Source organism: Salinicola endophyticus, from assembly GCF_003206575.1.
GTDB lineage: Bacteria > Pseudomonadota > Gammaproteobacteria > Pseudomonadales > Halomonadaceae > Salinicola > Salinicola endophyticus.
The window spans coordinates 177,781-203,856 of record NZ_PZJO01000002.1 but is presented as its reverse complement, the minus strand read 5'-3'; the positions used below and the strand labels follow the sequence as shown (position 1 = coordinate 203,856).

Here is a 26,076-nt window from a genome sequence, read left to right as displayed (position 1 = left end):
CTCTGCCTGCTCGTGGGCATGAGCGGCTGTGCGCAGATACCACGCCACTCGGTGGTCCAGAACTCGTCGCCGGTGGAGATCCCGTCGACGCCACCGTCCCAGGCCAACGGCTCGATCTATCAGGCGCGGTTCGGTTTCCAGCCACTGTTCGAGGATCGGCGGCCGCGTCAGGTCGGCGATATCATCACCATCGTGCTCGACGAGCAGGTGAGCGCCAGCAAGAGCTCCGCAGCGCAAGCCTCGCGCGACGGTACCATTGGTCTGACGGTGAATCAGGTGCCGAGCCCGCTAAGCGTGCTCGAGGACTATGGCACCGACGTGGAGGGCAGCAATGTCTTCAATGGCTCGGGTGGCGCCAACGCCAACAACACCTTCACCGGCACTATCACGGTGACGGTCTACGATCTGCTCGCCAACGGCAATCTCAAGGTGCGCGGCGAGAAGCAGATCGCGATCAACCAGGGCACCGAGTACATTCGCTTCTCCGGGGTGGTCAATCCGCGCTCGATCAGTGGCTCCAACACCGTGCAGTCGACCCAGGTCGCCGATGCCCGCATCGAGTATATCGGTGACGGCTACATCAACGAGGCGCAGACCATGGGCTGGTTGCAGCGCTTCTTCCTCAATATCGCGCCGTTCTGATGCTTATGACACTGCTCCGCCGCTGCCGTATCCGTCTTTCCCGCTGGCTGCTCCTCGTCGCGACGCTGGCAGCCACTGCCGGCGTCCAGGCGCAGCCGATTCAGGATCTGGCCAACTTCGCCGGCGTGCGCGACAACCCGCTGGTGGGTTACGGCCTGGTGGTTGGCCTCGATGGGACGGGTGACCAGACCACCCAGGCACCGTTCACCGGGCAGAGTATCGTCAACCTGCTGTCGCAGCTCGGTGTGACGATTCCGGCCGGCACCAACATGCAGTTGCGCAACGTGGCGGCGGTCATGGTCACCGCCCAGTTGCCGCCGTTCTCGCGCCAGGGGCAGGAGATCGACGTCACCGTCTCCTCGGTGGGCAACGCCAATAGCCTGCGGGGTGGCACCCTGTTGATGACGCCGTTGAAAGGGGCCGATGGCCGCGTCTACGCCCTGGCCCAGGGCAACGTCTACGTCGGCGGCGTTGGGGCCCAGGCGGGTGGCAGCAGCGTGGCGATCAACCATCAGGCAGCGGGGCGCATCCCGGGCGGTGGCCTCGTCGAGCAGGAGGTGCCGGTGCGGCTGGGTGGCGTCGATGGCTCCCTCGACATGTTTCTCAAGCGCTCCGATTTCGAAAATGCTCGGCGCGTGGTGGCGGCGATCAATCAGGAGTTCGGTGCGCCGGTCGCGGCTGCCCTTGACGGTCGTACCGTGCGGTTGCAGTTGCCGGCGGATCCCAATGCCCGGGTCAACTTCCTGGCGCGGGTTCAGGGAGTCGATGTGACCGCCGATCGCGGGCCGGCCAAGGTGATCGTCAACTCGCGTACCGGCTCGGTGGTGCTGTCGGATACGGTGACACTCAATCGTGCGGCGGTCGCCCACGGCAACCTCTCGGTCGTCATCGACTCCAACCCGCAGGTCAGCCAGCCCAACGCACTCTCCGGCGGGACCACAGCGGTCGTGCCCAATGCCAATATCAATGTGCAGCAAGAGGGTGGTGCATTGCAGATGGTGGAGACCAGTGCCGACCTGATGGACGTGGTCAATGCGCTGAATGCACTGGGTGCCTCGCCGCAGGATCTGATGTCGATCCTGCAGGCACTCAAGGCCGCCGGCTCGCTGAACGCTGAACTGGAGATCATTTGATGACCGGTAACGACCTCTCGTCGCAGTTCGCGCTGGATGTCCAGGGCATTCAGAAGCTCAAGTACAGCGCCGGGCACTCGCCTCAAGGCAGCCTGAAGGAGGCCGCCAAGCAGTTCGAAGCGGTCTTCCTGCAGATGATGCTCAAGAGCATGCGTGAAGCCACCCCCAAGTCGGACCTGCTGCACAGCCAGCAGGGCGACATGCTGCAGTCGATGCAGGATCAGCAGTGGGCCCAGCAGCTCGCCGGCAAGGGCTTCGGTCTGGCCGAACAGCTGGTAACGCAGCTCGAGAGCAGCGGGCTGCCCGGCACCCAGCGGGTCCAGCCGCAGCAGGAGGATATTGACAAGCTGATCGCCGGCATTCCGCGCGGTATCCCGACACCCTTGACCAATACGCTGCGTACGCCGGTGGCAGGGGCGGAGGAGAGCGATGTCGTGGCACCTGGATCATCCACTGATCAGATCGCGACGTCGGTGGCCAGCCTGGCCGGTGCCGCGACCCAATTCGCTGGTCGCGCCGCGCATGTTGCCGATTTCCTTACCAAGCTGGCCGAGCCGGCCAAGCGCGCCGAGCAGGCCTCCGGCGTGCCCGCCGAGCTGATTCTGGCGCAGGCTGCGCTGGAGACTGGCTGGGGCAAACGGGAAATTCCCACCGAAGCCGGCGGCAACAGTCATAATCTGTTCGGAATCAAGGCAGGTAGCGCCTGGCAGGGCAAGACCACCGACATCGCCACTACTGAGTACGTCAATGGCCGGCCGATCCAGACCGTGGATCGTTTCCGCGTCTATGACTCCTACGCCGATGCCTTTGCCGACTACGCTGCGCTGATCGGTGACAATCCGCGCTATCGCAACGTGGTCGCGGCCACCTCCCCGCAGCAGGCAGCCCACGCCATCCAGCGCGCCGGCTACGCCACCGATCCCAACTATGCCGACAAGCTCAATCGGATCATCGGTCAGTTGGGCGATCTGGCGTCGGTGTCGTCTCAGCCGAGTCTCGCTGCGGCCTCCGACCCCTACTCGCTGGCGCGGGCGCCGACAACGCTGTTCTGAGCCGCAGGTTTTACGCTCTGCGTCGGCGAGACGAATTACAAAACATTGCGAAATCAATAGCCGAATCGTTCAAGCACGTCGCGATATCGCCGATAAAGTCTTCAACGTGATTGCAACTCGCCATGTGGTATGGCGTCTGACAGGGATTCGACATGAGCCTGTTCTCGATTGGATTGAGCGGTCTGGGCGCGGCGCAATCCGCGCTTTCCACCACCAGTAACAACATCACCAATGTCTATACCGATGGCTACAATCGCCAGCTGGTCCAGCTCGGCGAGAATGCCAGCGGCGGTGAGATGGGGACCGGCGTCCAGGTCAACGGCGTTCAGCGCCAGTACAACGCCTATATCAGTGGTCAGCTCAATCAGGCCAACAGCCGCGAGACGGCGCTCGAGACCTATCAGAAGCAGATCAACCAGGTCGATGACCTGCTGGCGGACGGTGACTCCGGACTCAACACGCTGATGCAGAAGTTCTTCTCCAGTCTCGAGGACCTCTCCGGCTCGCCGTCGGATGCAGCCGCTCGCGAGGGCGTGCTGGGGACGGCGCAGAGCATGGTCGCGCAGTTCCGTGCCTTCGATACGTATCTTCAGGACATGCGCGATGGCGTCAACGGTCAGATCGGCAGTGTCGTCTCCCAGGTCAACGATCTCAGCGGCCAGGTCGCCGATCTCAACAAGCAGATCACCCTGGCGCGGGCCAAGACCGGTGAAGAGCCCAACGCGTTGCTCGACCAGCGCGACAAGCTGGTCAGCGATATGAGCAAGTTGGTGGATGTCGACGTGACCATTCAGGATGGCTCCACCTATCAGGTGTCGCTCTCCAACGGTCTGCCACTGGTGGCGGGTAACAAAAGCTATCAGCTACGCGCGATCGCCGGAGAAGATGACAGCGCCAACCAGTCAATCGGCTATCGCAACGCCACTGGCGGTGTGCGTCAGCTCAATGCGTCGGTAGTGCAGGGCGGCGAACTCGGTGGCCTGTTGCGTTTCCGCAACGACACGCTGGACGGGGCGCAGAACAAGCTCGGCCAACTGGCCGCCAGCCTGGCGGGCAGCTTCAATGCGGTGCAGGAACAAGGGTTCGATCTCGACGGCGATCCGGGCCAGGCGTTTTTCTCGATCGGCTCTCCCGCCGTCCAGGCGAATACACGCAACGACTCGAACGTCACCATGAGTGCCAGCTATAGCGACGATGCGCCGGTGAGTGCCGACGACTATCGGCTGACCTACCAGAGCGCCAGTGACGACTATCAGTTGGAGAATCTGACCAGCGGCGAGACCTCGACCATCGCGACCAACGCCGACGGCGATCTGGTCTTCGGCGGCGTCTCGGTGACGCCCAGCGGCACGCCGGCCGATGGCGATACATTCCTGGTACAACCGACGCGCAATGCCGCGGCGGGCTTCGACATCGCCTTTACCGATACCAGTCTCTTCGCGGCGGCAGCCAGCGCCAACGGTGGCAGCGGTGACAATGGCAATGCGCTCAAACTACTGGATCTGCAGAACCAGAAACAGGTGGGAGGGCAGGCCACGTTCAGCGGTGCCTACGCGGCGTTGGTCAGCGACGTGGGCAACCAGTCGGCGATCGTCAATGCCAACCTCACCACCCAACAGGGGCTGGCGGATCAACTCTACAGCTATCAGCAGGCCGACTCCGGGGTGAACCTGGATGAAGAGTACGCCAATCTGCTGCGCTATCAGCAGTACTACACCGCCAACGCCAAGATCATCGATGCCGGCACCTCGGTGCTGGACACGATTCTCGGCCTGAGAAGTTAAGTTTTGGCCTTCGCCTCTCCGGGGGGAAGGCCGCGTATCGAATCGACCAAGCGCGTGCCCGCTGCGGGCACCCAGTCAGGAGAGTGTCATGCGCGTCAGCACCGTCATCATGTTCGAGCGCAGCGTCAGTTCGATGAATCGGCAGCAAAGCCAGTTCATGGAGATCGGCGAGAAGATCGCCTCCGGCAAGCGCGTTGTGCGTCCGTCGGACGATCCCCAGGCGGCGGCGCGCGCGGTCGGCGTCTCGCAGTCGATGGCGAGCAATAATCAGCAGTCAGATAGCCGTATCACCGCGCGCAACGCGTTGAGCCAGGAAGAGAGTGCACTCAACAGCGTCACCGATGCGCTGAGCCGAGCCAAGGAGCTACTGGTTCAGGGCGGTAACGGTACGCTGAACGATGCCGCTCGCCAGTCCATGGCCACCGAGCTGCGCGGTGTTTACGAAGCGCTGGTGGGGCAGGCCAATGCCACCGATGGCAGCGGCAACTATCTCTTCGGCGGCTACAAGGATGGTGCGGCGCCCTTTGTCGAGACCAACGGCGGCATCAGTTACCAGGGCGCCACCGAAGGGCGTGAGCAGAAGGTCGGGCCGTCACGCCTGATGTCGGTAGGTAATACCGGCGACGAGGTGTTCCAGCGCGTGGCCACCGGCGCCGGCTATCTGGCGCGGGCGGGGGACGGCAATGGCGGCTCGCTCACCTTTACCGGCCCCGAGACCATCGACAGCACGGCGAACGGTTATGGCAGCACCTTCGACATCAGCTTCAGTGACAACGGTGACGGCACTTACGACTACAACGTGAGTGGCGGCCCTGGCGGCAGCGGCACCTACGACGGCAAGAGCGGTGCGATCGAGGTCGGGGGCGTGCGCCTCAAGCTGGAGGGCCGTCCGGCGGACGGCGATACTCTCTCCATGGGCCGCGCGAAGGAGATGAATCCGGACGTCTTCGGCGCCCTCGAGAAGATGCTGGGGGCGCTGGAAACACCGATCGACTCCGATCAGGCTCAGGCGGCCTTCACCAATGCGCTCTCCACCACCAGTCGTGAGATGGACAACGCACTGGACAACGTGCTGACCGTGCGCGCCTCGGTGGGGGCACGTCTCAATGAGCTCGACGTGCTGGATACCGTGGGTAACGATCGCAACGTCAGCTACACCCAGACCAAGAGCGATCTGATCGACCTCGATTACAACTCGGCGGTCTCCGAGTACGTGCTGCGTCAGGTGGGTCTGCAGGCGGCGCAGAAGTCGTTCATGAACCTCCAGGGCACCTCGCTTTTCGACCTGGTGTAAAGGACGACCTGGTGTAACGGACGAGCGAGAGGGGGCCTCGCCCGACGCGCTGGCGTCGGGTGAGGAGACGCGACCGCCGCGGCACTTCCCGAGCTATCTGTGAACGATTCGAGCTGAACAGACCATCATGACGCCCGGTCGCGATACCCTCGCCGCCGGGCGTTCTTGTCTTCAGGGCTCGTGGTCTTCAGACGTTGCCGCGGGGGTCAGGTGGCGCCGGCCATCTGCTCGATCATGCCCTGCATGAATTGCAGCTGATGCTCGAACAGGTCGCTCAGAAAGCCACCCAGATTGGGGGTCAGCGCGAGGATCATCGCCAGGCCGGCGGTGAGGGTCATGGGGAAACCGATGGAGAAGATTGTCAACTGCGGCGAGGCGCGGTTGAGAATCCCCAGCGACAGATTGATCAGCAAAAGCGAGGCGACCACGGGCAGGGCCAACAGCAGGCCCGAGGTGAAGATGGTGCCGCCCCAGCGGGCCAGGGTCTCGGCGAAGCTCGAGTCGATCGAGGTGGCGCCCACCGGGAGTACCTCGAAGGTCCAGGCCAGGATCTGGAGGGTGATCAGGTGGCCATTCATGGCCAGGAACATCAGCAGCGTGATCATCTCCAGAAAGCGTGACAGCACCATGGTGTTGGTGCCCGAGTCGGGCGAGAAGAAGGTCGCGAAGCCGAGGCCCATCTGCATGCTGATGTATTCGCCGGCGTTGATCACCACCGCGATCATGATGCGTAGCACCAGGCCCATGGCGGCGCCGATCAGAATCTGCTGCAGCATGATACCGACGCTCTCCAGCGAGAACAGTGGCACGCTGGGCATTGGCGGTAACGACGGCGCGATGGCGAAGGCCATGGCCACGCCGAACAGCAGCTTGAACTGGCGTGGCACGCTGGACCAGCTCCAGATCGGTGAGGCGCTCAGGAACGCCAGAATGCGCACGCTGGGCCAGCCGAAGAGCTGGAGCCACGCCTGCCACTGGGCGCTGGTGATATCGATCATGCGAGTGTCAGTTGACCATCTGCGGGATATTCGTCAGCAGTTCGATGGTGAAATTGCTCAGCAGTTGGATCAACCACGACCCGGAAAGGATCAGCGCGGTGAAGACCCCGAGGATCTTGGGGATGAACGACAGCGTCATCTCGTTGATCTGGGTCGCGGCCTGAAACAGGCTTACCAGTAGACCGATCAGCAGGGCCGTGAGCAGCAGGGGGCCGGCCATCATCAGTGTCAGCTTCATCCCCTGGTAGGCCAGGCTCATTACCATTTCGGGCGTCATTGCACACCTCCGGACCGGCCACCGCGGTGACCGTGCGTGTCAGCTCATGTAGAAGCTCTGGGTCAGCGAACCGATCAGCAGCTGCCAGCCATCCACCAGTACGAACAGCATCAGCTTGAATGGCAGCGAGATCGTTGCCGGCGGTACCATCATCATGCCCAGCGACATCAGGACACTGGCCACCACCAGGTCGATGATCAGGAAGGGTATGAAAATGGTGAACCCGATCTGGAACGCCGTCTTCAGCTCACTGGTGGCGTAGGCGGGGACCAGGATCCGCATCGGTACGTCCTCCGGCCCCTGCATCTCACCGACCTTGGCGATCCGCGCGAACATTGCCAGATCGCTCTTGCGGGTCTGCGCCAGCATGAATTCGCGAATCGGCTGACTGCCGCGCTCGAGCGCCTGGTCCAGCGAGATCTGTTCCGCCGCGTAGGGCTGCCAGGCGTCCTGGTAGACGCGGTCGAGTACTGGCGACATCACGAAGAAGGTCAGGAATAGCGCCAGGCCGATCAGCACCTGAGTCGGTGGCGACGACTGGGTGCTCATGGCGGTTCGCAGCAGCCCCAGCACGATGATGATGCGGGTGAAGCAGGTCATCATCAGCAGCAGGGCGGGCAGGAACGCCAGCGACGACAGGAACAGCAGCGTCTGCAGGCTGAGCGACCAGCGCTGTCCGCCGTCGCCCATCGGCTCGCTGACGATACCCGGCAGGGCCTGGGCCAGCGCTTGAGTCGCTGGTGCCAGCAGCAGGGCGACAGTGATCAGGGCGAGGGCCACACCACGGGGGCGGGGGCGGACACTCACGGTTCGTCCTCCCGGCGTTGGCGCGGCTTGAGCGACTGGCGCAGGTTGTGCTGCATCGCCTGGCGCAGGCGGCTGGCAAAGCTGCCCGTGAGCGGCGGACCTGCTGGCCTCTCGGGAGCGGGTTGTGGCATTGGCGGTGAGTCCAGGGTGTCGAGCTTGGTCACTTGACCGCCACCCACACCGAGCACCAGCCAGCGATCCTCGACCTCGACGATGACCACACGCTCGCGCTGTCCCACCGAGGTGCTGGCGACCACGCGCAGATGCTTGCCGCCGCCCCGGCGCTGGGTGCCGAGGCGTTTCAGTAGCCAGGTGCAGAGCAGGATGATGGCGATGACCACCAGCAGCGAGACGGCGGTCTTGCCCATCATCAGCAGGCCGATGTCATTGCTGGTGCCACCGACCAGCGGCTCGGCCTGGCGTACGACGTCTTCCTTCATCGGTTGAGTTTCTGCACGCGCTCGGAGGGGGTGATGATCTCGGTGATACGGATGCCGTATTTGTCGTCGACCACCACGACCTCGCCCTGGGCGATCAAGTAGCCGTTGATCAGGATGTCCATTGGCTCTCCGGCCAGACCGTCGAGCTCCACCACCGAGCCCTGGGCGAGCTCCAGCAACTGCTTGATGGTGATACGAGTACGCCCGAGCTCGACCGAGAGCTTCACCGGGATATCCATGATCACGCCGAGGTCGCGGGTCGAGTGTGACGGGCTGCCTTCATCGAAGGACTGGAACATGCTGCGTTCGTCGGCGGCGCTGACGAACGCAGCATCGTCGCTGTCCTGCTTGTTCGGCTTGGGTTCCGGTTTTGGCTCCTGCTTGGGCGCCGGCTTGGCGGCAGGTTCGGGCTCGGGGTCCGGCTCCGGCTCGACACCCTGCTCGGCCATGGCGGCGGCCCACAGATCCTCGGCATCCTCCTGCGCGCTGCTCTCCGCCTGGGACTGATCGTCCTGCGGCTTGGCGTCGTCGGCCGGTGAGCTGGGTTTGTTATCGTCACTCATTGTCGAAATCCTTCATGGCGGAATAGGTACCATGGTCGATCAGATGCTTGACGCGCAGGGCGCGCTGGCCCTGGCGCGTGCCGTATTCGCAGGCCATGACCGGCACGCCGTCGACCCGTACGTCGAGGATCTGCGGCAGGTCGATGGGCAGGACGTCGCCGACTTCCAGCGCCATGACCTCGCCGAGGGTGGCATCGATCTCGGTGAAGTCGGCGATCAGCTCGACCTCCGTCTGGCGAATCTCGCCGGCCATGCGCGACTCCCACTGGGCGTCGTTGCTGCCGTAGACGCCGATCGGGCTCGACAGCACGTCACGGATCGGCTCGATCATCGAGAACGGAATACAGATATTGAAGTCGCTGGCCAGGTTGCCCACTTCGAGATGGAAGGTGCTGTTCACCACGATCTCGTTGGGCGAGTTGGTGATGTTGGCGAAGCGCACCTGCATCTCCGAGCGCATGTACTCGACCTCCAGCGGATAGACCGACTTCCATGCCTCCCCGTAGCCGTCCAGTGCCAGCGACATCAGACGTTGGATGATGCGTTGCTCGGTGGCGGTGAACTCGCGTCCGTCGGACTTGGTCGGGAAGCGGCCATCGCCGCCGAACAGGTTGTCGACCACCATGAACACCAGGCTCGGCGGAAAGACCAGCAGGGCGGTTCCCTTGAGCGGCTTGAGGCTGATCAGGTTGAGGTTGGTCGGTACCGGCAGGTTGCGCGCGAACTGGCTGTAGCTCTGGTAGCGTACGCCGGACACCGTGATATCGGCGCTGCGCCGGATCAGGTTGAACAGCGCCACGCGAAACAGGCGTGCGAAACGCTCGTTGATGATGTCCAGCGATTGCAGGCGCTCGCGGATGATCCGGTGCTGATTGGCCGGATCGAACGGACGCGTGCGCTTCTCGCCGGACGTCTCCTCGGCTTGCTTGTCGTCGTCGCCGCTGACGCCGTTGAGGAGGGCGTCGATCTCTTCCTGCGACAGCAAATCGTCTTGGGACATGGGTAACCTGGCGCCGCTTACTGCACGATGAAGTCGGAGAACAGCACGTCGTCGATCGACAGCTCGGGCTGCGGCGTAGTGATCGGCTTGTCGAACAGACCCAGGATCTCCTGCTTCAGTTCGACCTTGCCCTGCGGCTTGATCAGCTCCTCGGCGCTCTTGCCCGACAGCAGCATCAACAGTCGGCTGCGAATCTCGGGCATGTGCTGGACCAGAAAGTCGCTGGTCGCCTGGTCACCGACACGCAGAGACAAGCCCACGTAGAGCAGACGGTCGCCGTAGTCGCTCTGCAGATTGACAGTGAACGGGGCGATGGTGACGAAGATCGGCGTCGGCGGCTCGGCCGGCTTCTCCTCGACGGCGGCGGTCTGCTCGGCATCACCACGCGAGTGAAGAAAGAAATAGATCGCGGCGGAGCTGGCGGCGGCCAGCAGCACGATCAACAGCCCGATGATCAGGCGCGAGCGCTTCTTGCGCGGCGCGGCTTGAGGTGCAGCCATTGCTTCTGCCATGAATAGAAACCCTGGGAAGTTGCAGCGGATTATGCGCTGTCGTGGCGTCCGGTCATTGCCGGAAAAGGACCCCATCCTCTGCGCTAACTGCGCCTTTCAGACGACGGCCGGGGCCCCTCGTCGCCTGCGCGACAGCAAGGGGGCGCCGGCGAGTGCCGGCCCCTGTGTTATCGGCAGCGCGGATCAGGCATAAAGGTTGATGTTGCCGCGGCCGCCCAGCAGCGTGTTCAGCGCTGCGGTGGCGGCGTCGGCCGGCTCGTCGAGGGCGGCCAAGCCGGTAGCGCTACGCGTGCCACCCGGGGCGCCGCGGCCGTCGTTCTCCTGCTGTTCGCGCTGGAACTGGCCTTGATCGCCGACCATCGCTTCGCCGAGGGCAATGCCGCTCTGTGCCAGCGCCTCACGCAGCTGCGGCAGGGCGGCTTCGACGGCGGCGCGTACCGGTGCGTGGGCGGAGAGGATCTGCAGTTGGGCTTGATTGTCGTGCACATTCAGGCTGACGCTCAGAGCGCCGAGCTCGCGGGGGTGCAGCTTCAGCTCCATCTGGTTGTCGCCGCGCTGCTGCATCTGCAGTACCTGCTGGCCCAGCGAGGCTGGCCACTGGGGCGACTGCACCGCGACGGGCAGGGAGTGACTCGGCATGGCCGCGGGCGATGCGTTTGCTGTCATCGCCATCGGGGCACCGCTCTGCTGGAGCTGGCCGGCAAAGCCTGCATTGGCCTCGGTGGCGGCGCCGTGACCGCGGGTTAGCGCAGATAGGTCTGCCCCCTGTGACGTAGCCTGGGTGCGCGCGGCCAGTTGCTCCGCGGTCAAGGGCGCGTCCTTGCCGGCGGCTGCCTGAGCCTGAGCTGCGGCCTGTTGCCCCGATGCCGCGCGCGTGAGCAGTGCGGCAAGTGGCGACTCGGCTCGGGCCTGCGGGTCGCGTTGGGCCAGGGTGTCGCTATGACGCTGAGCCGCCGCCGAGTCCAGTGCAGACGACAGCGCGCGAGCGCCGGCGCGTGACGCTTCGCCATCGTCGGCGGGCGCCTGGCCTGCGAGATCGCGGGTGGCGAGACCGATGGCCGAGGCCAGAACGTTGGCGGAAGTCGGCGTCTTGGCCGAGCCTGCGAGGCCATTCGTTGCCAGGGCTTGCCCGGCGCGGTTTTCCGTTGGCGCGCGGGGATCGGCACTGGCGCTCAGGGGTTGCAGGCCGGCGAACAGCGCGGCCAGTGTCAGTGCGTCGGTCTGCTCATTGACCGCTGCTTTTTTACCGTCTGCGCCGATCAGCGCCTCGCTAACGCTGTCTTCACTTGCGCCGGCGGCCTTCGCGAGGGCGCTCAGTGCCTCGGCAATGTCGTCGCCACTGGCGTTGGCCGGGTCTGCCAGCGCCAGCTTGGCGAGGACATCTGCCTGCTCGGCCGGTAGCTGGCCGCTGGTATCGGCGGTCAGGCGGGCGGCATCGGTAGCGGGGCGTGCCTCGCGGCTGCCGGAGGCATCGGTGTCCGACGGCGAGCGCGGCTGCGCCCCGGCTTGGGTCAGCGCCGCGGCGAAGCTCGTCGACGGCGACGCATCGCCGCTCGACTTGGCACTCGCTGCCTTGTCGCCTGCAGCGGTCATACGGGGAATCGGTGTCACGTCCATGCGCGTCGTCATCTCGCTGTGAGTGTCGGGGCAGGTGCCCCGCTACCGCCTGACTACTGCCCACTACTGGTCGACTACCTGCTATCGACTACTTGCTAGTAGGGGCGGCCGTTATCCTGCTGACGCCGACGCAGCTGGGCTGCCATCTCGTCGCTATGTCGTTGTTCTGCGCGCGCGTGGCGCTGCAGCTGATCACGCTCGCCGCGCGCGTAGAGCGTGTCGTAGGCGTTGAGCTTGCGCTGCTCACCACGCCAGCGGGTGACGCCGCTCTCGACCCTGGACTCCTGCTCGCTGAGCAGCCGCCGCTGCTGGGCAATGGCGCTGTCGAGCGAGGCGAGGAACTGCTGGAAGTCTCGCCACTGGGTCGAGGAGACGCCCTCGGTCAGACTGGCGTGGAGCTTATGCTGATACTCCTCGCGATACTGCAAGAGCTGCTCCAGGCGCGTCTCGGCCTCCTGGCGCTGGCGCTGCAGCTGACCCAGATCCTTGACCGCCTTGTCGCTGCTGTCTCGTGCGAGATCTCGCAGCATCGCCATGGCTTGCATGTTGGCCAAAATCGTACCTCCATGATCCGGACGTCACGCGATGAGAGAGCCGTGACCGAGTGCCATTGTGGGTCACGTCTGGCCAGGGCAAAGCACCGATTAGCGTGCGCCGAGGGCGGTTATTCGGCGTGCGATGAGGGCGTCTCGGGTCGAATCCGGGCCTAGTCGGTCTCAGGTCTAGTCGGTCTCGGGCAGCAGGCGGTCCAGCTCGGCCAGGGTATGCGCCATGTCGGAGATTTCGTCCATGCCCTGCTGGAGAAAGGCCTCCAGACGTGGGTAGAGGGCCACCGCCCGATCGAGCTGCGGATCCTGGCCGCTGACATAGGCCCCCACGTTGATCAGGTCGCGATTGCGCTGATAGCGCGAGATCAGCTGCTTGAAGCGCTGCGCTTGACGTAGCCGCTTGCCGCTGACCACCGCGGGCATGGCGCGGCTGATCGAGGCTTCGATATCGATCGCCGGGTAGTGGCCGCTCTCGGCGAGGGCGCGGGAAAGCACGATATGGCCGTCGAGGATGGCGCGCGCCGAATCGGCGATGGGGTCCTGCTGGTCGTCGCCCTCGGTGAGTACGGTATAGAAAGCGGTGATCGAGCCGCCGCCGCGCTTGCCGTTGCCGGCGCGCTCCACCAGCCCTGGCAGCTTGGCGAACACCGACGGCGGATAGCCCTTGGTCGCCGGTGGCTCACCGATTGCCAGGGCGATCTCGCGTGCGGCCATGGCGTAGCGGGTGAGGGAGTCCATGATCAGCAGCACATTGCGCCCCTGGTCGCGGAAATCCTCGGCCAGGCGGGTGGCGTAGGCGGCCCCCTGCATGCGCTGCAAGGGTGAGGTGTCCGCCGGTGCGGCGACCACGACCGCGCGTGCCAACCCCTCTTCGCCGAGAATGTTCTCGATGAAGTCCTGCACCTCGCGCCCACGCTCGCCGATCAGGCCGACCACGATGACATCGGCATTGGTGAAGCGCGCCATCATGCCCAGCAGGACGCTCTTGCCCACCCCGGAACCGGCGAACAGCCCCATGCGCTGACCGCGGCCGACGCTCAGCAGGCCGTTGATGGCGCGGATGCCGACGTCGATGGCGGTGTCGATCGGTGCCCGGGCCAAGGGGTTGATCGGTGGCGTCTCCAGCGGCGCATGCGGAGTGAGGTCGAGGGGGCCGCGGGTATCTAGCGGGCGCCCGTTGCCATCGACGATACGTCCCAGCAGTCCTTCACCGAGTGGGAAGCGGCGTGCGCTGGCGATATCCAGGCGGTTGCCGCTCAGCGCCAGGACCCGAGCGCCGGGCAGCAGTCCACTGGTATCCGCCAGTGGCATCAAGAACAGCTTGTCGCCGGCAAAGCCGACCACTTCGGCTTCGGCGAAGCGCTCATCGCCCTGGCCCGAGAGTTCGATCAGGCAGGCGCTCCCCAGCGGCAGGCGCAGGCCAACCGCCTCCAGTACCAGCCCGGTGGCACGGATGATGCGCCCTTCGTGGCGATAGTGTGACAGCGCCTCGACGCGGTGGCGCACCTTCTCCAGCGTCTGCTGCCAGTGATGCCGGTGACGCGTCACGCTGTCGGGGGTGACCTCGTCGGCATTGACGCTGGGCTCACGCATCGGGATCTGCGGCATCTGCAGGCGTGGGCGTGTCGGAGTCGTCAGCGGTGTCCGGCGCGGCAGGTTGGCGCCGCCGACGCTGGTCGAGGATCGCCTTCCACTGGGTGCCCAGGCTGGCGTCCAGCCCGCCGCTGGCGCTGGTCACGCGACAGCCGCCGCGCTCGAGCGAATGGTCGGCGCAGCACTCCCAGCCGCTGGCGCTGAGGGTGTCGCCGATCGCCGCGCTGACCAGGGTGAGATCGTCCGGATGCAGCCACAGACGCGACTTGCCGTTGAGGCTATGGTCAGCCTCGAGCAGCTCGCGCACGACGCTCAGGATGTGTTCGGGGTTGGCAGCCAGCGATTCGCCGGCCAGCTGACGGCCGGTGATCAGCGCCAGCTCCACCAACTGATTGGCGGTTTCGTCATCGAGCTGCGCCAGCGCTTGGCGGAAGCTCTCGGCGAGACCGGCGAGCGGCGTCAGATGCAGCGACACACGCTTGTGAAATTCGAGTGCTGCGGCTGCGTTGGCGGCCGCCTGACCTTCGGCATAGCCGTCACGGTAGCCCGCGGCGTGCCCTTCGGCGTAACCCGATTCGTAGCCTTGGTTGCGCGCCAGCTCCGCCTCGGCACGCAGTGCCGCCGCCTTGGCTTGCTGCTGCTGCGGATCGGCGGCCTCGGCGCGGCCGCTGTCACTGCGCGATGCCGGTCGCTGGCGCTCGAGGTCGCCCATCTGCCAGCGGTGCCAGTGCTCGCCGTCTGCAGCCAGGCGCTGACCGCGGCGCCGATCAGACGTAGCCATCGTCGCCACCGCTCAGCGCGATCTCGCCGGAGTCGGCCAGGCGCCGTACCACACCCAGAATCGTTTTCTGCTCGTTCTCCACCTGGGAGAGGCGCACCGGACCGCGGTTCTCCATGTCCTCGCGCATGAGCTGGGCCGCGCGCTGGGACATGTTGCGGGTAAACTTGTCGACCAGCGCCTCTTCCGCTCCGCGCAGGGCGATGACCAGAGAGTTGGTCTCGACCTCGCGCAGGATGAGCTGAATGCCGCGGTCGTCGATGTCGAGCAGGTTCTCGAACAGGAACATCTCGTCGATGATCTTCTGGGCCAGATCTTCGCTGTGCGAGCGGACCACGTCGATGGCCTGCTCCTCCTGGGAGGAGTTCATCAGGTTGAGGATCTCGGCGGCGGTCCTCACGCCACCCATCTTGCTGCGCTTGAGATTGGTACCGTCGAGCATCGAGCTGAGCACCTCGGTCAGTTCCTGCAGGGCTGCCGGCTGCACGCCGCTGAAGGTGGCGATGCGTAGCATCACATCATTGCGCAGCTTGTCGTCGAACAGCTCCAGGATATCGGCGGCCTGACCGCGCTCGAGGTGGACCATGATGGTGGCGATGATCTGCGGGTGCTCGTCGCGGATCAGCTCGGACACCATCGAAGCTTCCATCAGATTGAGCGAATCGATACCGGAGGCCGTGTTGGAGCTCTCCAGGATGTCCTCGATCAGGCTGCTGGCGCGCTCGCTGCCGAGCGCCTTGGTCAGCACCGAGCGGATGTGGTCGTTGGTGTGCAGGTTCATGGCCGTGAACTGCTCGGCCTCGTTGTGAAAATCGCGCAGCACATCGGCCATGTCCTGGTGCGACACCTGGCCGAGCTGAGCCATCTCCTGACTGATCTCCTGCACCTCGCGCGAGGAGAGGTACTTGAACACCTCGGCCGCACTGTCCTCGTCGAGCGAGAGCAGGAGGATCGCACCGCGCCGGGCACCGTTCATTTCCGTCATGACTTATCCATCCAGCTTCTGACCACCATCGCTACCAGGCGCGGATCCTCCTGAGCAATCTCACGCGCATCCTTGAGGTCCTGCTCGTAGCCGGAGGAGCGACGCCGGCTGCGTTCGCGGGTGGCGTTGACGGGTGAGGGTTCGTCCTTCTCGCTGCCGTCGCCGGCCTCGCTCACCTGCTGGTAGCTGGCGGCGCCCGCCGCGCCCGAGACGCCCGACGGTGCGTTGAAGGCGGCGGGCTGGGCGTCGCGGGTCTGACGCCGTACCAGCGGCTTGACCACCTTGAACCACAGGAACATGGCGACCAGCGCGACCAGCAGATACTTCAGCACGCTCTTGCCCAGGCTCCAGATTTCCGGCGTCTGCCACCAGGGCAGCGGGGTGAAGCTCGGCTCGCTGGTCTGGAAGGGGCTATTGACCACGGCCAGATCGTCGCCGCGGGTCTGGGAGTAGCCCATGGCCTGACGAACCAGGCCGCGGATCTGATCCATTTCAGCGTCGCTCAGGGCGACCGCCTTGGGCTGCCCATCATCCCCGGTGGTCTCGCGGTAGTTGACCACCACCGCCACCGACAGGCGCTCGATGGCACCGCTGTGCTGCTTGACGTGTTCGACGGTGCGATCCACCTCGTAGTTGATGGTGCTGTCGCGCCGCATCTGCCCTGTCTGGGCGTTGGTATCCTGTGTGGTCTGGCCCTGGCCGGCGTTATTGGCCCCATTATTGTTGCCGTTGTTGTTGGCATTGTTGTTATTGGCGTTGTTGCCCGCGTTGGCGCCGTTATTGCCCGCATTGCCATTGGCCTGGGTGCCCGGTGCGTTGATCGGCGATGCCGCCGTGCCCGGGGGCTGGTTGCTCAGGGCGCCAGGGATGCCCATGGCGAGATCGGCGTCGCTCTGATAGGAGGCGCTGTTCTGCTCGCTGCGTACCGCGGCTTCGTTGGGGGCCTGGTTCGGCGCGTAGCGCTCCGCGGTCTGTTCACGCTGGGCGAAGTCGACCTGGGCGGTTACCTGAGCCTTGACGTTCTTGGCGCCGACGATCGGGGCGAGGATCGCTTCGATACGCTTGGCGTAGGTTTTCTCGAGATTTTGCACGTAGTCGAGCTGGGTGCCGTCGAGCCGCGTGCCGTCGCCCTGATCCTGGGTCAGCAGGTCGCCGTTCTGGTCGATCACGGTGACCGCATTGGTGGCCAGCTCGGGCACGCTGCTCGAGACCATGTGGACGATGGCGTTGACCTGGCCCGGACTGAGCACGCGCCCGGGCTGCAGATCGATCACCACGGAGGCGCTGGCAGGCTGGCTTTCGCGCACGAATACCGACGGCTTGGCCATGGCCAGGTGCACCCGTGCACGGTCGACGCTGCCGAGAGTAGCGATGGTTCGGGCGAGTTCGCCCTCCAGGGCGCGCTGGTAGTTGACCTGTTCGGCGAACTGGCTGATCCCGAAAGCCTGATTGTCCATCAGCTCGAAGCCGACGCCACTGGCCTGGGGTAGCCCCTGCTCGGCGAGCTTGAGGCGTAGCGGACGTACCTGGTCAGCCGGTACCAGCAGTGCCTGGCCGCCGTCGCTGAAGCGGTAGGGCACCCCCATGGTGTCGAGCTGGGTAATGATCCGGCCGCCGTCGGCGTCGGTGAGGGTGGAATAGAGCACGCGGTAGTCGGGCGAACGCGCCCACAGCAGCAACGCGACGACGATCGCCAGCGCGGCGGCGCCGCCGACGATCAGTGGGATACGCGGGTTGCTCTGCAGCTTGCCCAGCCAGTCGCGACCGGGCTTCTGCGCGGCGCCAGCGCGTGCTGACTGCGCGCCGGCTGCCTGAGTGTCGTTGGGCGACGTGGCCGTGCTCATGCCGCGCCCCGCTCAGCGACCGTGATTTGACTCGACGACATACGGTTTTTCCGTTCCCTGCATCGCGGACTGCTCATCCCGCACCGGGGCCCGGCTGGCGAGCACCGGATGGCCCCGGTTCGGGGGCATATGTGTGATGGCAGCCATTATGTGTTTGAACGTAAACCGCGAAGACGGGAAAAGCCGCTGTTTTCGCGCGCATTTAGCGCGATGGCATGGCGGCGCCGGCTGCTAGTCTGCGAGCGTCCCATCCATCGTATGGCGTCATGACGCTATCGATCAGGCAACCTTGTTACAGGAAACCCGCATGAGTGTTCCCGCCATTCAGGCTGCGCTGCAGCAGATGCAGGCGCTGTCTAACCAGGCCGCCGGGCAGAGTGCCGGCGCTGCGGCCGCTCCCGATCAGCCCGGTAGTTTTGCCGGTGAGCTTCAGGCCTCGCTCGGGCGGATCAATCAGATGCAGCAGAGCGCCAAGCAGCAGTCGATGGCGTTCCAGGCTGGTGATCCCGACGTCGCCCTGAACGATGTCATGATCGATATGCAGAAGGCCAGTGTCTCCTTCGAGATGGGCGTTCAGGTGCGTAACCGCCTGGTGACGGCCTACAAGGATGTCATGAGCATGCAGATCTAGCACCGCTTGGCGCTGCCCGGGTTCTGCCATGGCGCCCGCCGCTGTTTTCAGCGGCGGGCGCTTTGCGTTGGCGATGCAGCCTTGGCTGGGCGAAGAAGTGGGCCAGACAGATGGGGCCGTGCCGGGGGCGGCGGGGGTCAGCGTGCGCGATGCCCTTGCCAGGCATCGAGCGAATAGCAGGCCAGCCCCAGCCAGATCAGCACGAAGGTGATCAACTGAGTCAGCGACAAGGGCTCGTCGAATACCCACAGCGCCAGCGCGAACTGCAGCGTCGGATTGATATACATCAGAAAGCCCACGGTGGAGAGGCGCAGACGCCGGGCGGCACCGGCGAAGGCCAGCAGCGGCAGGGTGGTGAGAACGCCGCTGATCACCAGCAGAGCGGTGTTGGGCAGTGCCATGCCGAAGTGCGAGGCGTCCCGGGACACCAGCCAGGCCAGGGCGGCGAGGCTGAAGGGCAGTAGTAGGGTGGTCTCGGCAAACAGACCCGACAGGCCGTCGAGAGGCACCTGCTTGCGCAGCAGCCCGTAAGTGCCGAAACTGGCCGCCAGCGCCAGACTGATCCAGGGCAGACGGCCCAGCACCACGAGCTGGATCAGAATCGCGATCAGGGCCAGGGCGATCGCCACCCCCTGCCAGCGGCTCAGCCGCTCCTTGAGTATCAGCATACCGAGGGCAACGTTGATCAGCGGGGTGATGAAGTAGCCCAGGCTGGCCTGAAGCACGTGCTGACTTTCGACCGCATAGATGTAAAGCCCCCAGTTGAGCCCGATCAGCAGCGCGCAACCCAATACCGGCAGCAGTCGGCGCGGCTGACGGAAAGCCGCCTGCACTGGCCCCCAGCGCCGCATCAGGGTGATCACCAGCGCCAGGAATAGGCACGACCACAGAATTCGGTGGATCAGTATCTCTCCCGCTGGCACACCGTCGAACAGGGCGAAGAACAGCGGAAAGCAGCCCCAGATGCCGTAGGCGGCAAGCCCGAAGCCGACCCCGCGACGCGCCTCGCGACGTGGCGCGTCAGCGCTCCCCGTCGGCGTCGCGGGTGGTGTGGCAGGGCGGTTGGCGGCTGACATGGCGGTGAGTCTCTGGCTGTTCGATGTGGCGACCCGGTAATCTATCATGTCCGCAGCGCGCTTCGGGTGCGAAAATGATCCCAGAATTCCGGCACGAACAAGGAGATACCCATGAGCGACCTGCGCGTCACGCTGATACAGACGGAGCTTCATTGGGAGGATCCGGCGGCCAACCGAGCGCTGCTCGAAACGCGGATGGGGGCGCTGGACTCGACGCAGACCGACCTGATCGTGCTGCCCGAGATGTTCGCGACCGGCTTCACCATGAACGCCGAGGCGCTGGCCGAGCCCGCCGAGTCTAGCGCCTCGCTGGCCTGGCTCGAGCAGCAGGCGCGCGCTCGCGGCTGCGCCATCACCGGCAGCCTGGCGATCACCGAGGGGGGGCGAGCCTACAACCGCATGGTATGGGCCGAGCCCGAGGGGCTGACTCTGACCTATGACAAGCGCCATCTCTTTCGGATGGGGGAGGAGCCTCGTCACTATGCCGCCGGCGACCAGCGGCGGGTGATCGAGTATCGCGGCTTCCGGATTCTGCTCGCGGTCTGCTACGACCTGCGCTTTCCGGTCTGGCTGCGCCAGCAGCCGCCCCAGGGCGAGGCGTTCGACTATGATCTGCTGCTGTGCGTGGCCAACTGGCCAGCGCCCCGGCGGCGGCCATGGCGTACACTACTAAAGGCGCGGGCGGTGGAGAACTTGAGCTATGTGGTCGGCGTCAATCGCATCGGCGAGGATGGCAACGGCCTGAGCTACAGCGGCGACTCCCTGGCCGTGGACTTCAAGGGCGATCCGCTGGTGGATCACCCACCCGAGACACCCTTCGTCGAGACGGTGACCCTGTCGGCAGCGTCACTGTCATCGTTTCGCGATACCTTTCCCGCCTGGAGAGACGCAGATGCCTTTGCGTTGACCGACTTCGACGATGACCTGCATGAGTAAGGATGGGCAATGATCCGAACCTTTCGCCTCGAACAGAACGATTTTCAAGAGCTCAGCGAGGGCCCCATCGCCGAACGCCTGCTGGAGGCCAACTGGATCGATGCCTACGACCTCGATGATGAGGACCGCGAGGCGTTGAAGCCGTTTCTCGCCGACGAACTGCCGGCCAACACCGATATCGAGGAGATCGAATCCTCGGCGCGGTTCTTCACCGATACCGATGGCCTGCATGTGCACTCGCTGTTTCTGTCACGCAACGAGGGCAAGCATCAGACCAACACCGTGGTGTTCATTCTCCAGTCGCAGCGGTTGCTGTCGCTGCGCGAGGACGACCTGGCCGATTTTCGCCTGTTCAGGCTGCGCGCCCGGCGTGGCCAGACCGAGGCGCACTCGCCACAGTCGCTGATCGTCACGCTGTTCGAACAGAAAGTCGAGAACCTCGCCGACAGCATCGAAGACATGCACCGCGACCTCGAGCAGGTCAGCCACATGGTGCTGGAGATCGAGGACGCGGATCTGGAAGAGGCGATCGATCGGCTGGCCAAGGTCGAGGATAGCGTGGGCAAGATCCGCCTGTGTCTGATGGATACCCAGCGCTCGCTCTACTTCCTCATTCGCCACCTGCGCTATCACGCCGAGCTGCAGGAGCAGGCCAAGGAGGCGCTGCAGGATGTCGAGGTGCTGATGTCGCACAGCACGTTTCTGTCCGACAAGGTCAACTTCCTGATGGATACCACCCAGGGGTTCATCAATATCGAGCAGAACCAGATCATCAAGATCTTCTCGATCGCCTCGGTGGTGTTTCTGCCACCGACCATGATCGCCAGTATCTACGGGATGAACTTCCAAGTGATGCCGGAGCTCGACTGGAGCTTCGGCTATCCGATGGCGATCGGGCTGATGGTGCTGTCGGGGGTCTCGCCCTATCTCTACTTCAAATATCGCGGTTGGCTCTAAGCTCGCCGCCTCAAGGAATATTTCGAATACATGCGGCTGGACAGATTTCTCAGTGAAGCCACCGAACTGACGCGCAGCCAGGCCAAGCGTGCGCTGCGCCAGCTGGAGGTCAGTGTCGATGGCGAAACCGTACGCGATGCCTCGCGTCAGGTCTCGGATACCCAGGACGTTCGTTGGCAGGGGGAGCCGCTGGCCCGCGTCGGCTGGCGCTATCTGATGCTGCACAAGCCGGTCGGGGTGGAGTGCTCGCTGCGCCCGGCCCACTACCCCTCGGTGATGAGCCTGATCGAGATCGAGCAGATCGAGCGCCTGCACCCGGTAGGGCGGCTGGATGTCGATACCTCGGGGCTTTTGCTGATCAGCGATGATGGTCAGTGGACCCATCGGGTGACCTCGCCCAACCGAGCCTGTGTCAAGCGCTACCGCGGCGAGATCGCCGAGGCGATGTCGGAAAGTGTTGCCGCCAGGGTGGTGCAGCAGTTCGAGAAGGGCATCACGCTGCAGGGCGAAGAGAAACCGACCCGGCCGGCGACGTTCGAGCGGGTGGGCCCGCACGAGGTGCTGATCGGTGTGACCGAAGGGCGCTATCACCAGGTGCGGCGGATGATGACGGCGGTGGGCTATCCGCTGACGTCGCTGCATCGCGAGGCGATCGGCCCGCTCAGCCTCGACCCGATGCTCGAACCTGGAGAGTGCCGGCATTTGCGCCCCGAGGAGATTGCGGCGTTCTAGGCTGTTTCTTCCTGTGCCCAGCGAACTCGATAACATGTTTATACCGTTATCTTGTCTGTTTGCCATAGCCTCCTCTCAGCGTCATTCAGATCGCGTCGCCCTCGAATCAATCGAGGGCGGCCGCAGCGATTAGCGCGCGAGTGTAGTCGCTGGTCGGGGCATCGAGCACCCGGATGCACTCGCCGCTCTCCACCACCTGACCCTCCTTGAGCACCATGATCTGGTGCGCCATGGCGCGTACTACGGCGAGATCGTGGCTGATGAACAGATAGCTGATGTGATGGCGCGCCTGGACCGCGCGCAGCAGCTCGATCAGCTGTTTCTGCACGCTGCGGTCCAACGCCGAGGTGGGCTCATCCAGCACCAGCAGGCGTGGCTTGAGAATCAGCGCTCGGGCGATCGCAATGCGCTGGCGCTGGCCGCCAGAAAACTCATGGGGATAGCGCTGGGCACAGTCCGCTGGCAGATTGACCTCGGCCAGCGCCTCGGCGACACGTGCCGCCAGCGTGGCCTCGTCCAGTGCCGGGTGGTGGAAGCGTAGACCCTCGCTGATAATATCGGCGATCGGCATGCGCGGCGACAGCGAGCCGTAGGGGTCCTGGAACACGATCTGGAACTGCGGGCGGCGCTGGCGCAGGGCATTGCCCTTGAGGCGGTCGAGACGTTCACCGTCGAAGTCGATCTCGCCGTGGGCAGGTAGTAGCCGGATCAGGGCCGCGGCGAGGGTGCTCTTGCCCGAGCCGGACTCGCCCACCAGGCCCAGTGTCTCGCCCTGACGCAGGTTGAGCGAGAGCGGTTCCAGGGCGACGAAGGCCGGCGGCCGCGGCCGCAGCAGGGGTTTCGGGCGCAGGAACTCGACCCCGAGGCGGCGCGCCGCCAGCAGCGTGGGCGCGTCGGCGGGCAGCGCCGCCGGCATGCCGTCGGGGATGGCGTCGAGCAGTGCACGCGTGTAGTCCGCTGCGGGCGCACTGAATACCCGGGGCGTCGGGCCGCTTTCGACCACCCGGCCGCGGTGCATGACCACCACTCGGTCGGCGTGGCGGCGCACCAGGTTGAGATCGTGGCTGATCAGCAGGATTCCCATGCCGTGTTCCCGGCGCAGCTCGTCGAGTAGGGCGAGGATCTCCTGCTGTACGGTGACGTCGAGTGCGGTGGTCGGTTCGTCGGCGATCAGCAGCTGCGGGTCGTTGGCGATTGCCATGGCGATCATTACCCGCTGGCGCTGGCCACCGGAGAGCTGATGCGGGCGCGTCTTCAAGAGTTCTTCGACCCGCGGCAAGCGTACCTGTTCGAGTAGCTGGCGGCAGCGCTGCGTGGCGCGCTGACCGCGCAGGCCCTGATGCAAGCGCAGACTCTCACGTAGCTGTTTGCCCACCGTGTGCAGTGGGTTGAGGGAGGTCATCGGCTCCTGGAACACGAAGCCGATACGGCCGCCGCGCAGAGCATTCCACTGGCGCGTGGTGAGGCGCGCCAGATCCTCGCCGGCGAAATGGCGCTGCCCGCCGACCTCGCTGCCGGGCGGCAGCAGCCCCAGCGCGCCGAGGGCACTGACCGACTTGCCCGAGCCGGACTCGCCGACTACGGCGACGGTCTCTCCGCGCGCCACCTCCAGATCGAGGCGGGTCACGGCCTGGTAGCCGCCGACAAGAACCGTCACTCCCTCGAGCGACAGCAGCGGTGGGTGGTTCATGGCAAGGCCCTCGTGCTGCTGGCGGTGGCGGCACTGGCACCGACGATATGCCGTGGATCGAAGGCGTCGCGCAGGCCCTCACCGATGAACACCAGGAGTGACAGCATCACGCTGAGAGAGAGAAATGCAGTGATGCCGAGCCACGGCGCCTGCAGGTTGTTCTTGCCCTGGGCCACCAGCTCGCCGAGCGAGGGCGAACCGGGGGGCAGGCCGAAGCCGAGGAAGTCCAGCGCGGTGAGCGTGGTGATGGCGCCGGTGAACAGAAACGGGATGAAGGTGAGGGTGGCGACCATGGCGTTGGGCAGTACGTGGCGCCACATGATCAGCCGCGAGGGTAGACCCAGAGCCCGTGCTGCGCGCACGTACTCCAGGTTGCGCGCGCGCAGGAACTCGGCGCGCACGATATCGACCAGCCCCAGCCACGAGAACAGCAGCATGATGCCCAGCAGCCACCAGACGTTGGGTTCGACCAGGCTGGCGAGGATGATCAGCAGGAACAGCACCGGCAGGCCCGACCAGATTTCGATCAGTCGCTGGCCGAACAGATCCACCTTGCCGCCGTAGTAGCCCTGCACGCCGCCGATCAGTACCCCGAGCACGATCGAGCCGACGGTCAGGGCGAGGGCAAAGGCGACCGAGAGGCGGAAGCCGTAGAGCACTCGGGCGAAGACATCGCGGCCCTGGTCGTCGGTGCCGAGCCAGTGCCGGAGGCTGGGCGGCGAGGGTACCGGGCCCTGGATATCGCGATCCAGGGTCTGGTAGGAGAACGGTACCGGTGGCCACAGTGCCCAGCCGTGACGCTCGATCTGCTTGCGCACGAAGGGATCTCGGTAGTCGGTGGTGGTGGGCAGGAAGCCGCCGAAATCGGTCTCCGGATAGTCCACCAGCAGAGGCACGTACCAATCGCCCTGGTACTGCATCACCAGCGGTTTGTCATTGGCGATCAGCTCGGCGCCCAGGCTCACCACGAACAGGAGTGTGAACAACCATAGCGAAACGTGCGCGCGACGGCTGGCGCGGAAGATCTGCAGCCGTCGGCGCGCGATCGGGGAGAGCCACGGGCGGCGCTGGCGCGGCGTCTCGGCGCTCACGGTTGGGGTCACGTCGCTCATCACGCCTCTCGGGTAGCGAAATCGATACGCGGATCCACCCAGACATAGGTGAGATCCGAGATCAGCTTGAGCAGCAGGCCGATCAGGGTATACAGGTAGAGGGTGCCGAAGATCAGCGGATAGTCGCGCTGCATCACCGCTTCGAAGCCCAGCAGGCCAAGACCGTTGAGCGAGAAGATCACTTCGATCAGCAGCGAGCCGGTGAAGAAGATGCCGATCAGTGCCGCCGGCATGCCGGCAATGATGATCAGCATGGCGTTGCGGAAGACGTGGCCGTAGAGCACCCGGCGTTCGGAAGCACCCTTGGCGCGAGCGGTGAGCACGTACTGCTTGTGGATCTCGTCGAGGAAGCTGTTCTTGGTCAGCATGGTGAGGGTGGCGAAGCTGCCGATCGCCGAGGCGGTCACTGGCAGGGTGATGTGCCAGAAGTAATCCTGCACCTTGCCGAGCAGGGAGAGCTCGTCGAAATTGGTCGAGGTCAGCCCGCGCAAGGGGAACCAGTTGAGATAGCTGCCGCCGGCAAAGACCACGATCAACAGGATCGCGAACAGAAAGCCGGGAATCGCGTAGCCGACGATCACCACCCCCGACGACCAGACGTCGAAGGCGCTGCCGTGGCGTAGCGCCTTGCGAATCCCCAGCGGGATCGAGATCAGGTAGACCAGCAGCGTGGTCCACAGTCCCAGCGAGATCGACACCGGCAGGCGATCGAGGATCAGGTCGAGTACCGGTCGCCCGCGGAACAGGCTGTCGCCGAGATCGAAGGTGGCGTAGTCGCGCAGCATCAGGGCGAAACGTTCCCAGGCCGGCTTGTCGAAGCCGAACTCCCGGCTCAGCTGCTGGCGCAGCTGGTCATCGATCCCCGCCGCACGCATACCGCGGCCGCCGACGCTATCCCCGCCGCCGCCCTCCAGCCCGGTGCTGGCGTTACTGCTCAGCCCCTCGAAGCGCGCCATCATCTGGTCGATGGGGCCGCCGGGCGCCGCCTGGACGATCACGAAATTGAGCAGCAGGATTCCCAGCAGGGTGGGAATCATCAGCAGCAGGCGACGCAGGACATAGCTGGCCATGGGTT

Annotated in this window: 26 protein-coding genes; 9 read left to right on the top strand and 17 right to left on the bottom strand. The window is 65.0% G+C overall.

What is annotated here, in order from left to right; all coding sequences use genetic code 11:
- Positions 1-18 precede the first annotated feature (18 nt).
- The 5 genes from DOM66_RS03600 (at position 19) to flgL (ending at position 5,905) form a co-directional block, all read left to right on the top strand.
- Positions 19-642 (top strand): flagellar basal body L-ring protein FlgH, encoded by a 624-nt coding sequence (locus tag DOM66_RS03600; RefSeq protein WP_407071975.1) that lies wholly within the window; start codon positions 19-21, stop codon positions 640-642.
- Positions 643-647: 5 nt separating this feature from the next.
- Positions 648-1,775 carry a flagellar basal body P-ring protein FlgI gene (locus DOM66_RS03595; protein ID WP_407071972.1) on the top strand — a complete coding sequence of 376 codons (1,128 nt, stop codon included), beginning with the start codon at positions 648-650 and terminating at the stop codon, positions 1,773-1,775.
- Entirely contained in the window at positions 1,775-2,827 is a 1,053-nt protein-coding gene (gene flgJ / locus DOM66_RS03590) for a flagellar assembly peptidoglycan hydrolase FlgJ (RefSeq protein WP_110689273.1), read from the top strand. The genes DOM66_RS03595 and flgJ overlap by 1 nt, the downstream gene beginning before the upstream one ends.
- Positions 2,828-2,979: 152 nt before the next feature.
- Positions 2,980-4,611 (top strand): flagellar hook-associated protein FlgK, encoded by a 1,632-nt coding sequence (gene flgK / locus DOM66_RS03585; protein ID WP_110689272.1) that lies wholly within the window; start codon positions 2,980-2,982, stop codon positions 4,609-4,611.
- Between the two features lie 88 nt (positions 4,612-4,699).
- Positions 4,700-5,905: a flagellar hook-associated protein FlgL gene (flgL, locus tag DOM66_RS03580; RefSeq protein ID WP_110689271.1), complete on the top strand. Its 1,206-nt coding sequence runs from the start codon at positions 4,700-4,702 to the stop codon at positions 5,903-5,905.
- A gap of 206 nt (positions 5,906-6,111) precedes the next feature.
- Here the strand turns inward: flgL and fliR are convergent, their stop codons facing one another.
- The 13 genes from fliR to fliF form a co-directional block, all read right to left on the bottom strand.
- Positions 6,112-6,903 carry a flagellar biosynthetic protein FliR gene (gene fliR, locus DOM66_RS03575; RefSeq protein ID WP_110677640.1) on the bottom strand — a complete coding sequence of 264 codons (792 nt, stop codon included), beginning with the start codon at positions 6,901-6,903 and terminating at the stop codon, positions 6,112-6,114.
- A gap of 7 nt (positions 6,904-6,910) precedes the next feature.
- Positions 6,911-7,180, bottom strand: coding sequence for a flagellar biosynthesis protein FliQ (gene fliQ / locus DOM66_RS03570; protein ID WP_110677642.1), 270 nt, complete (start codon positions 7,178-7,180; stop codon positions 6,911-6,913).
- 39 nt (positions 7,181-7,219) lie between these two features.
- Positions 7,220-7,960 (bottom strand): flagellar type III secretion system pore protein FliP, encoded by a 741-nt coding sequence (fliP, locus tag DOM66_RS03565; protein WP_110689270.1) that lies wholly within the window; start codon positions 7,958-7,960, stop codon positions 7,220-7,222.
- A gap of 23 nt (positions 7,961-7,983) precedes the next feature.
- Positions 7,984-8,427: a flagellar biosynthetic protein FliO gene (fliO, locus tag DOM66_RS03560; protein ID WP_110689269.1), complete on the bottom strand. Its 444-nt coding sequence runs from the start codon at positions 8,425-8,427 to the stop codon at positions 7,984-7,986.
- Entirely contained in the window at positions 8,424-8,990 is a 567-nt protein-coding gene (gene fliN, locus DOM66_RS03555; RefSeq protein WP_110677648.1) for a flagellar motor switch protein FliN, read from the bottom strand. Before fliN ends, fliO begins: the two co-directional genes overlap by 4 nt.
- A complete protein-coding gene (gene fliM, locus DOM66_RS03550) occupies positions 8,983-9,990 on the bottom strand; it encodes a flagellar motor switch protein FliM (RefSeq protein WP_110677650.1) in 1,008 nt (335 codons plus the stop codon). Before fliM ends, fliN begins: the two co-directional genes overlap by 8 nt.
- Before the next feature lie 17 nt (positions 9,991-10,007).
- Complete coding sequence (gene fliL / locus DOM66_RS03545; protein ID WP_232825280.1) at positions 10,008-10,490, bottom strand: flagellar basal body-associated protein FliL; 483 nt, start codon at positions 10,488-10,490, stop codon at positions 10,008-10,010.
- Between the two features lie 195 nt (positions 10,491-10,685).
- Positions 10,686-12,095: a flagellar hook-length control protein FliK gene (locus tag DOM66_RS03540; RefSeq protein WP_157958979.1), complete on the bottom strand. Its 1,410-nt coding sequence runs from the start codon at positions 12,093-12,095 to the stop codon at positions 10,686-10,688.
- A 119-nt stretch (positions 12,096-12,214) separates the two neighbouring features.
- On the bottom strand, positions 12,215-12,664 hold the full coding sequence (gene fliJ, locus DOM66_RS03535; RefSeq protein ID WP_232825292.1) for a flagellar export protein FliJ: 450 nt from the start codon (positions 12,662-12,664) through the stop codon (positions 12,215-12,217).
- Positions 12,665-12,841: 177 nt separating this feature from the next.
- The gene (gene fliI, locus DOM66_RS03530) at positions 12,842-14,260 is read right to left on the bottom strand and encodes a flagellar protein export ATPase FliI (RefSeq protein WP_110689603.1); all 1,419 of its coding nucleotides are present in this window, start codon (positions 14,258-14,260) and stop codon (positions 12,842-12,844) included.
- A complete protein-coding gene (locus DOM66_RS03525; RefSeq protein WP_110689267.1) occupies positions 14,253-15,041 on the bottom strand; it encodes a flagellar assembly protein FliH in 789 nt (262 codons plus the stop codon). The genes fliI and DOM66_RS03525 overlap by 8 nt, the downstream gene beginning before the upstream one ends.
- Positions 15,028-16,014: a flagellar motor switch protein FliG gene (gene fliG / locus DOM66_RS03520; protein ID WP_407071974.1), complete on the bottom strand. Its 987-nt coding sequence runs from the start codon at positions 16,012-16,014 to the stop codon at positions 15,028-15,030. The genes DOM66_RS03525 and fliG overlap by 14 nt, the downstream gene beginning before the upstream one ends.
- A gap of 5 nt (positions 16,015-16,019) precedes the next feature.
- A complete protein-coding gene (gene fliF, locus DOM66_RS03515) occupies positions 16,020-17,867 on the bottom strand; it encodes a flagellar basal-body MS-ring/collar protein FliF (RefSeq protein ID WP_110677662.1) in 1,848 nt (615 codons plus the stop codon).
- Between the two features lie 307 nt (positions 17,868-18,174).
- On the opposite strand from fliF, the gene fliE reads away from it, so the two are divergent.
- Positions 18,175-18,498 carry a flagellar hook-basal body complex protein FliE gene (gene fliE / locus DOM66_RS03510; protein ID WP_110689266.1) on the top strand — a complete coding sequence of 108 codons (324 nt, stop codon included), beginning with the start codon at positions 18,175-18,177 and terminating at the stop codon, positions 18,496-18,498.
- A 137-nt stretch (positions 18,499-18,635) separates the two neighbouring features.
- Here the strand turns inward: fliE and rarD are convergent, their stop codons facing one another.
- A complete protein-coding gene (rarD, locus tag DOM66_RS03505; RefSeq protein WP_110677666.1) occupies positions 18,636-19,574 on the bottom strand; it encodes an EamA family transporter RarD in 939 nt (312 codons plus the stop codon).
- A 111-nt stretch (positions 19,575-19,685) separates the two neighbouring features.
- Here rarD and DOM66_RS03500 point away from each other — a divergent pair, with 111 nt between their 5' ends.
- Genes DOM66_RS03500 through DOM66_RS03490 form a run of 3 tightly spaced genes read left to right on the top strand, consistent with a single transcriptional unit; the run spans position 19,686 to position 22,199 of the window.
- Positions 19,686-20,510: an amidohydrolase gene (locus DOM66_RS03500; protein WP_110689265.1), complete on the top strand. Its 825-nt coding sequence runs from the start codon at positions 19,686-19,688 to the stop codon at positions 20,508-20,510.
- Positions 20,511-20,519: 9 nt separating this feature from the next.
- Positions 20,520-21,467 (top strand): magnesium/cobalt transporter CorA, encoded by a 948-nt coding sequence (gene corA / locus DOM66_RS03495; RefSeq protein ID WP_110677670.1) that lies wholly within the window; start codon positions 20,520-20,522, stop codon positions 21,465-21,467.
- Positions 21,468-21,497: 30 nt separating this feature from the next.
- Positions 21,498-22,199, top strand: a complete 702-nt coding sequence (locus tag DOM66_RS03490) for a pseudouridine synthase (protein WP_110677671.1) — start codon at positions 21,498-21,500, stop codon at positions 22,197-22,199.
- Between the two features lie 106 nt (positions 22,200-22,305).
- Here DOM66_RS03490 and DOM66_RS03485 read toward each other — a convergent pair whose 3' ends face one another.
- The 3 genes from DOM66_RS03485 to DOM66_RS03475 are packed head-to-tail and all read right to left on the bottom strand — an operon-like array spanning position 22,306 to position 26,071.
- Complete coding sequence (locus DOM66_RS03485) at positions 22,306-23,889, bottom strand: ABC transporter ATP-binding protein (protein WP_110689264.1); 1,584 nt, start codon at positions 23,887-23,889, stop codon at positions 22,306-22,308.
- Complete coding sequence (locus DOM66_RS03480; RefSeq protein WP_110677675.1) at positions 23,886-25,001, bottom strand: ABC transporter permease; 1,116 nt, start codon at positions 24,999-25,001, stop codon at positions 23,886-23,888. The genes DOM66_RS03485 and DOM66_RS03480 overlap by 4 nt, the downstream gene beginning before the upstream one ends.
- Positions 25,001-26,071 (bottom strand): microcin C ABC transporter permease YejB, encoded by a 1,071-nt coding sequence (locus DOM66_RS03475; protein WP_110689263.1) that lies wholly within the window; start codon positions 26,069-26,071, stop codon positions 25,001-25,003. The genes DOM66_RS03480 and DOM66_RS03475 overlap by 1 nt, the downstream gene beginning before the upstream one ends.
- Positions 26,072-26,076 lie beyond the last annotated feature (5 nt).

Coding starts and splice junctions, on each gene's coding strand:
- fliF (WP_110677662.1), bottom strand. CDS start 17,867: ATGAGCACGGCCACGTCGCCCAACGACACTCAGGCAGCCGGCGCGCAG.
- fliI (WP_110689603.1), bottom strand. CDS start 14,260: ATGCGTGAGCCCAGCGTCAATGCCGACGAGGTCACCCCCGACAGCGTG.
- fliQ (WP_110677642.1), bottom strand. CDS start 7,180: ATGACGCCCGAAATGGTAATGAGCCTGGCCTACCAGGGGATGAAGCTG.
- fliN (WP_110677648.1), bottom strand. CDS start 8,990: ATGAGTGACGATAACAAACCCAGCTCACCGGCCGACGACGCCAAGCCG.
- flgJ (WP_110689273.1), top strand. CDS start 1,775: ATGACCGGTAACGACCTCTCGTCGCAGTTCGCGCTGGATGTCCAGGGC.
- fliR (WP_110677640.1), bottom strand. CDS start 6,903: ATGATCGATATCACCAGCGCCCAGTGGCAGGCGTGGCTCCAGCTCTTC.
- flgL (WP_110689271.1), top strand. CDS start 4,700: ATGCGCGTCAGCACCGTCATCATGTTCGAGCGCAGCGTCAGTTCGATG.
- fliE (WP_110689266.1), top strand. CDS start 18,175: ATGAGTGTTCCCGCCATTCAGGCTGCGCTGCAGCAGATGCAGGCGCTG.
- DOM66_RS03595 (WP_407071972.1), top strand. CDS start 648: ATGACACTGCTCCGCCGCTGCCGTATCCGTCTTTCCCGCTGGCTGCTC.
- DOM66_RS03500 (WP_110689265.1), top strand. CDS start 19,686: ATGAGCGACCTGCGCGTCACGCTGATACAGACGGAGCTTCATTGGGAG.
- fliL (WP_232825280.1), bottom strand. CDS start 10,490: ATGGCTGCACCTCAAGCCGCGCCGCGCAAGAAGCGCTCGCGCCTGATC.
- DOM66_RS03475 (WP_110689263.1), bottom strand. CDS start 26,071: ATGGCCAGCTATGTCCTGCGTCGCCTGCTGCTGATGATTCCCACCCTG.
- corA (WP_110677670.1), top strand. CDS start 20,520: ATGATCCGAACCTTTCGCCTCGAACAGAACGATTTTCAAGAGCTCAGC.
- DOM66_RS03540 (WP_157958979.1), bottom strand. CDS start 12,095: ATGACCGCTGCAGGCGACAAGGCAGCGAGTGCCAAGTCGAGCGGCGAT.
- DOM66_RS03525 (WP_110689267.1), bottom strand. CDS start 15,041: ATGGCTACGTCTGATCGGCGCCGCGGTCAGCGCCTGGCTGCAGACGGC.
- DOM66_RS03600 (WP_407071975.1), top strand. CDS start 19: ATGAGCGGCTGTGCGCAGATACCACGCCACTCGGTGGTCCAGAACTCG.
- DOM66_RS03480 (WP_110677675.1), bottom strand. CDS start 25,001: ATGAGCGACGTGACCCCAACCGTGAGCGCCGAGACGCCGCGCCAGCGC.
- fliG (WP_407071974.1), bottom strand. CDS start 16,014: ATGAACGGTGCCCGGCGCGGTGCGATCCTCCTGCTCTCGCTCGACGAG.
- flgK (WP_110689272.1), top strand. CDS start 2,980: ATGAGCCTGTTCTCGATTGGATTGAGCGGTCTGGGCGCGGCGCAATCC.
- rarD (WP_110677666.1), bottom strand. CDS start 19,574: ATGTCAGCCGCCAACCGCCCTGCCACACCACCCGCGACGCCGACGGGG.
- DOM66_RS03485 (WP_110689264.1), bottom strand. CDS start 23,889: ATGAACCACCCACCGCTGCTGTCGCTCGAGGGAGTGACGGTTCTTGTC.
- fliJ (WP_232825292.1), bottom strand. CDS start 12,664: ATGCAAGCCATGGCGATGCTGCGAGATCTCGCACGAGACAGCAGCGAC.
- fliM (WP_110677650.1), bottom strand. CDS start 9,990: ATGTCCCAAGACGATTTGCTGTCGCAGGAAGAGATCGACGCCCTCCTC.
- fliO (WP_110689269.1), bottom strand. CDS start 8,427: ATGAAGGAAGACGTCGTACGCCAGGCCGAGCCGCTGGTCGGTGGCACC.
- DOM66_RS03490 (WP_110677671.1), top strand. CDS start 21,498: ATGCGGCTGGACAGATTTCTCAGTGAAGCCACCGAACTGACGCGCAGC.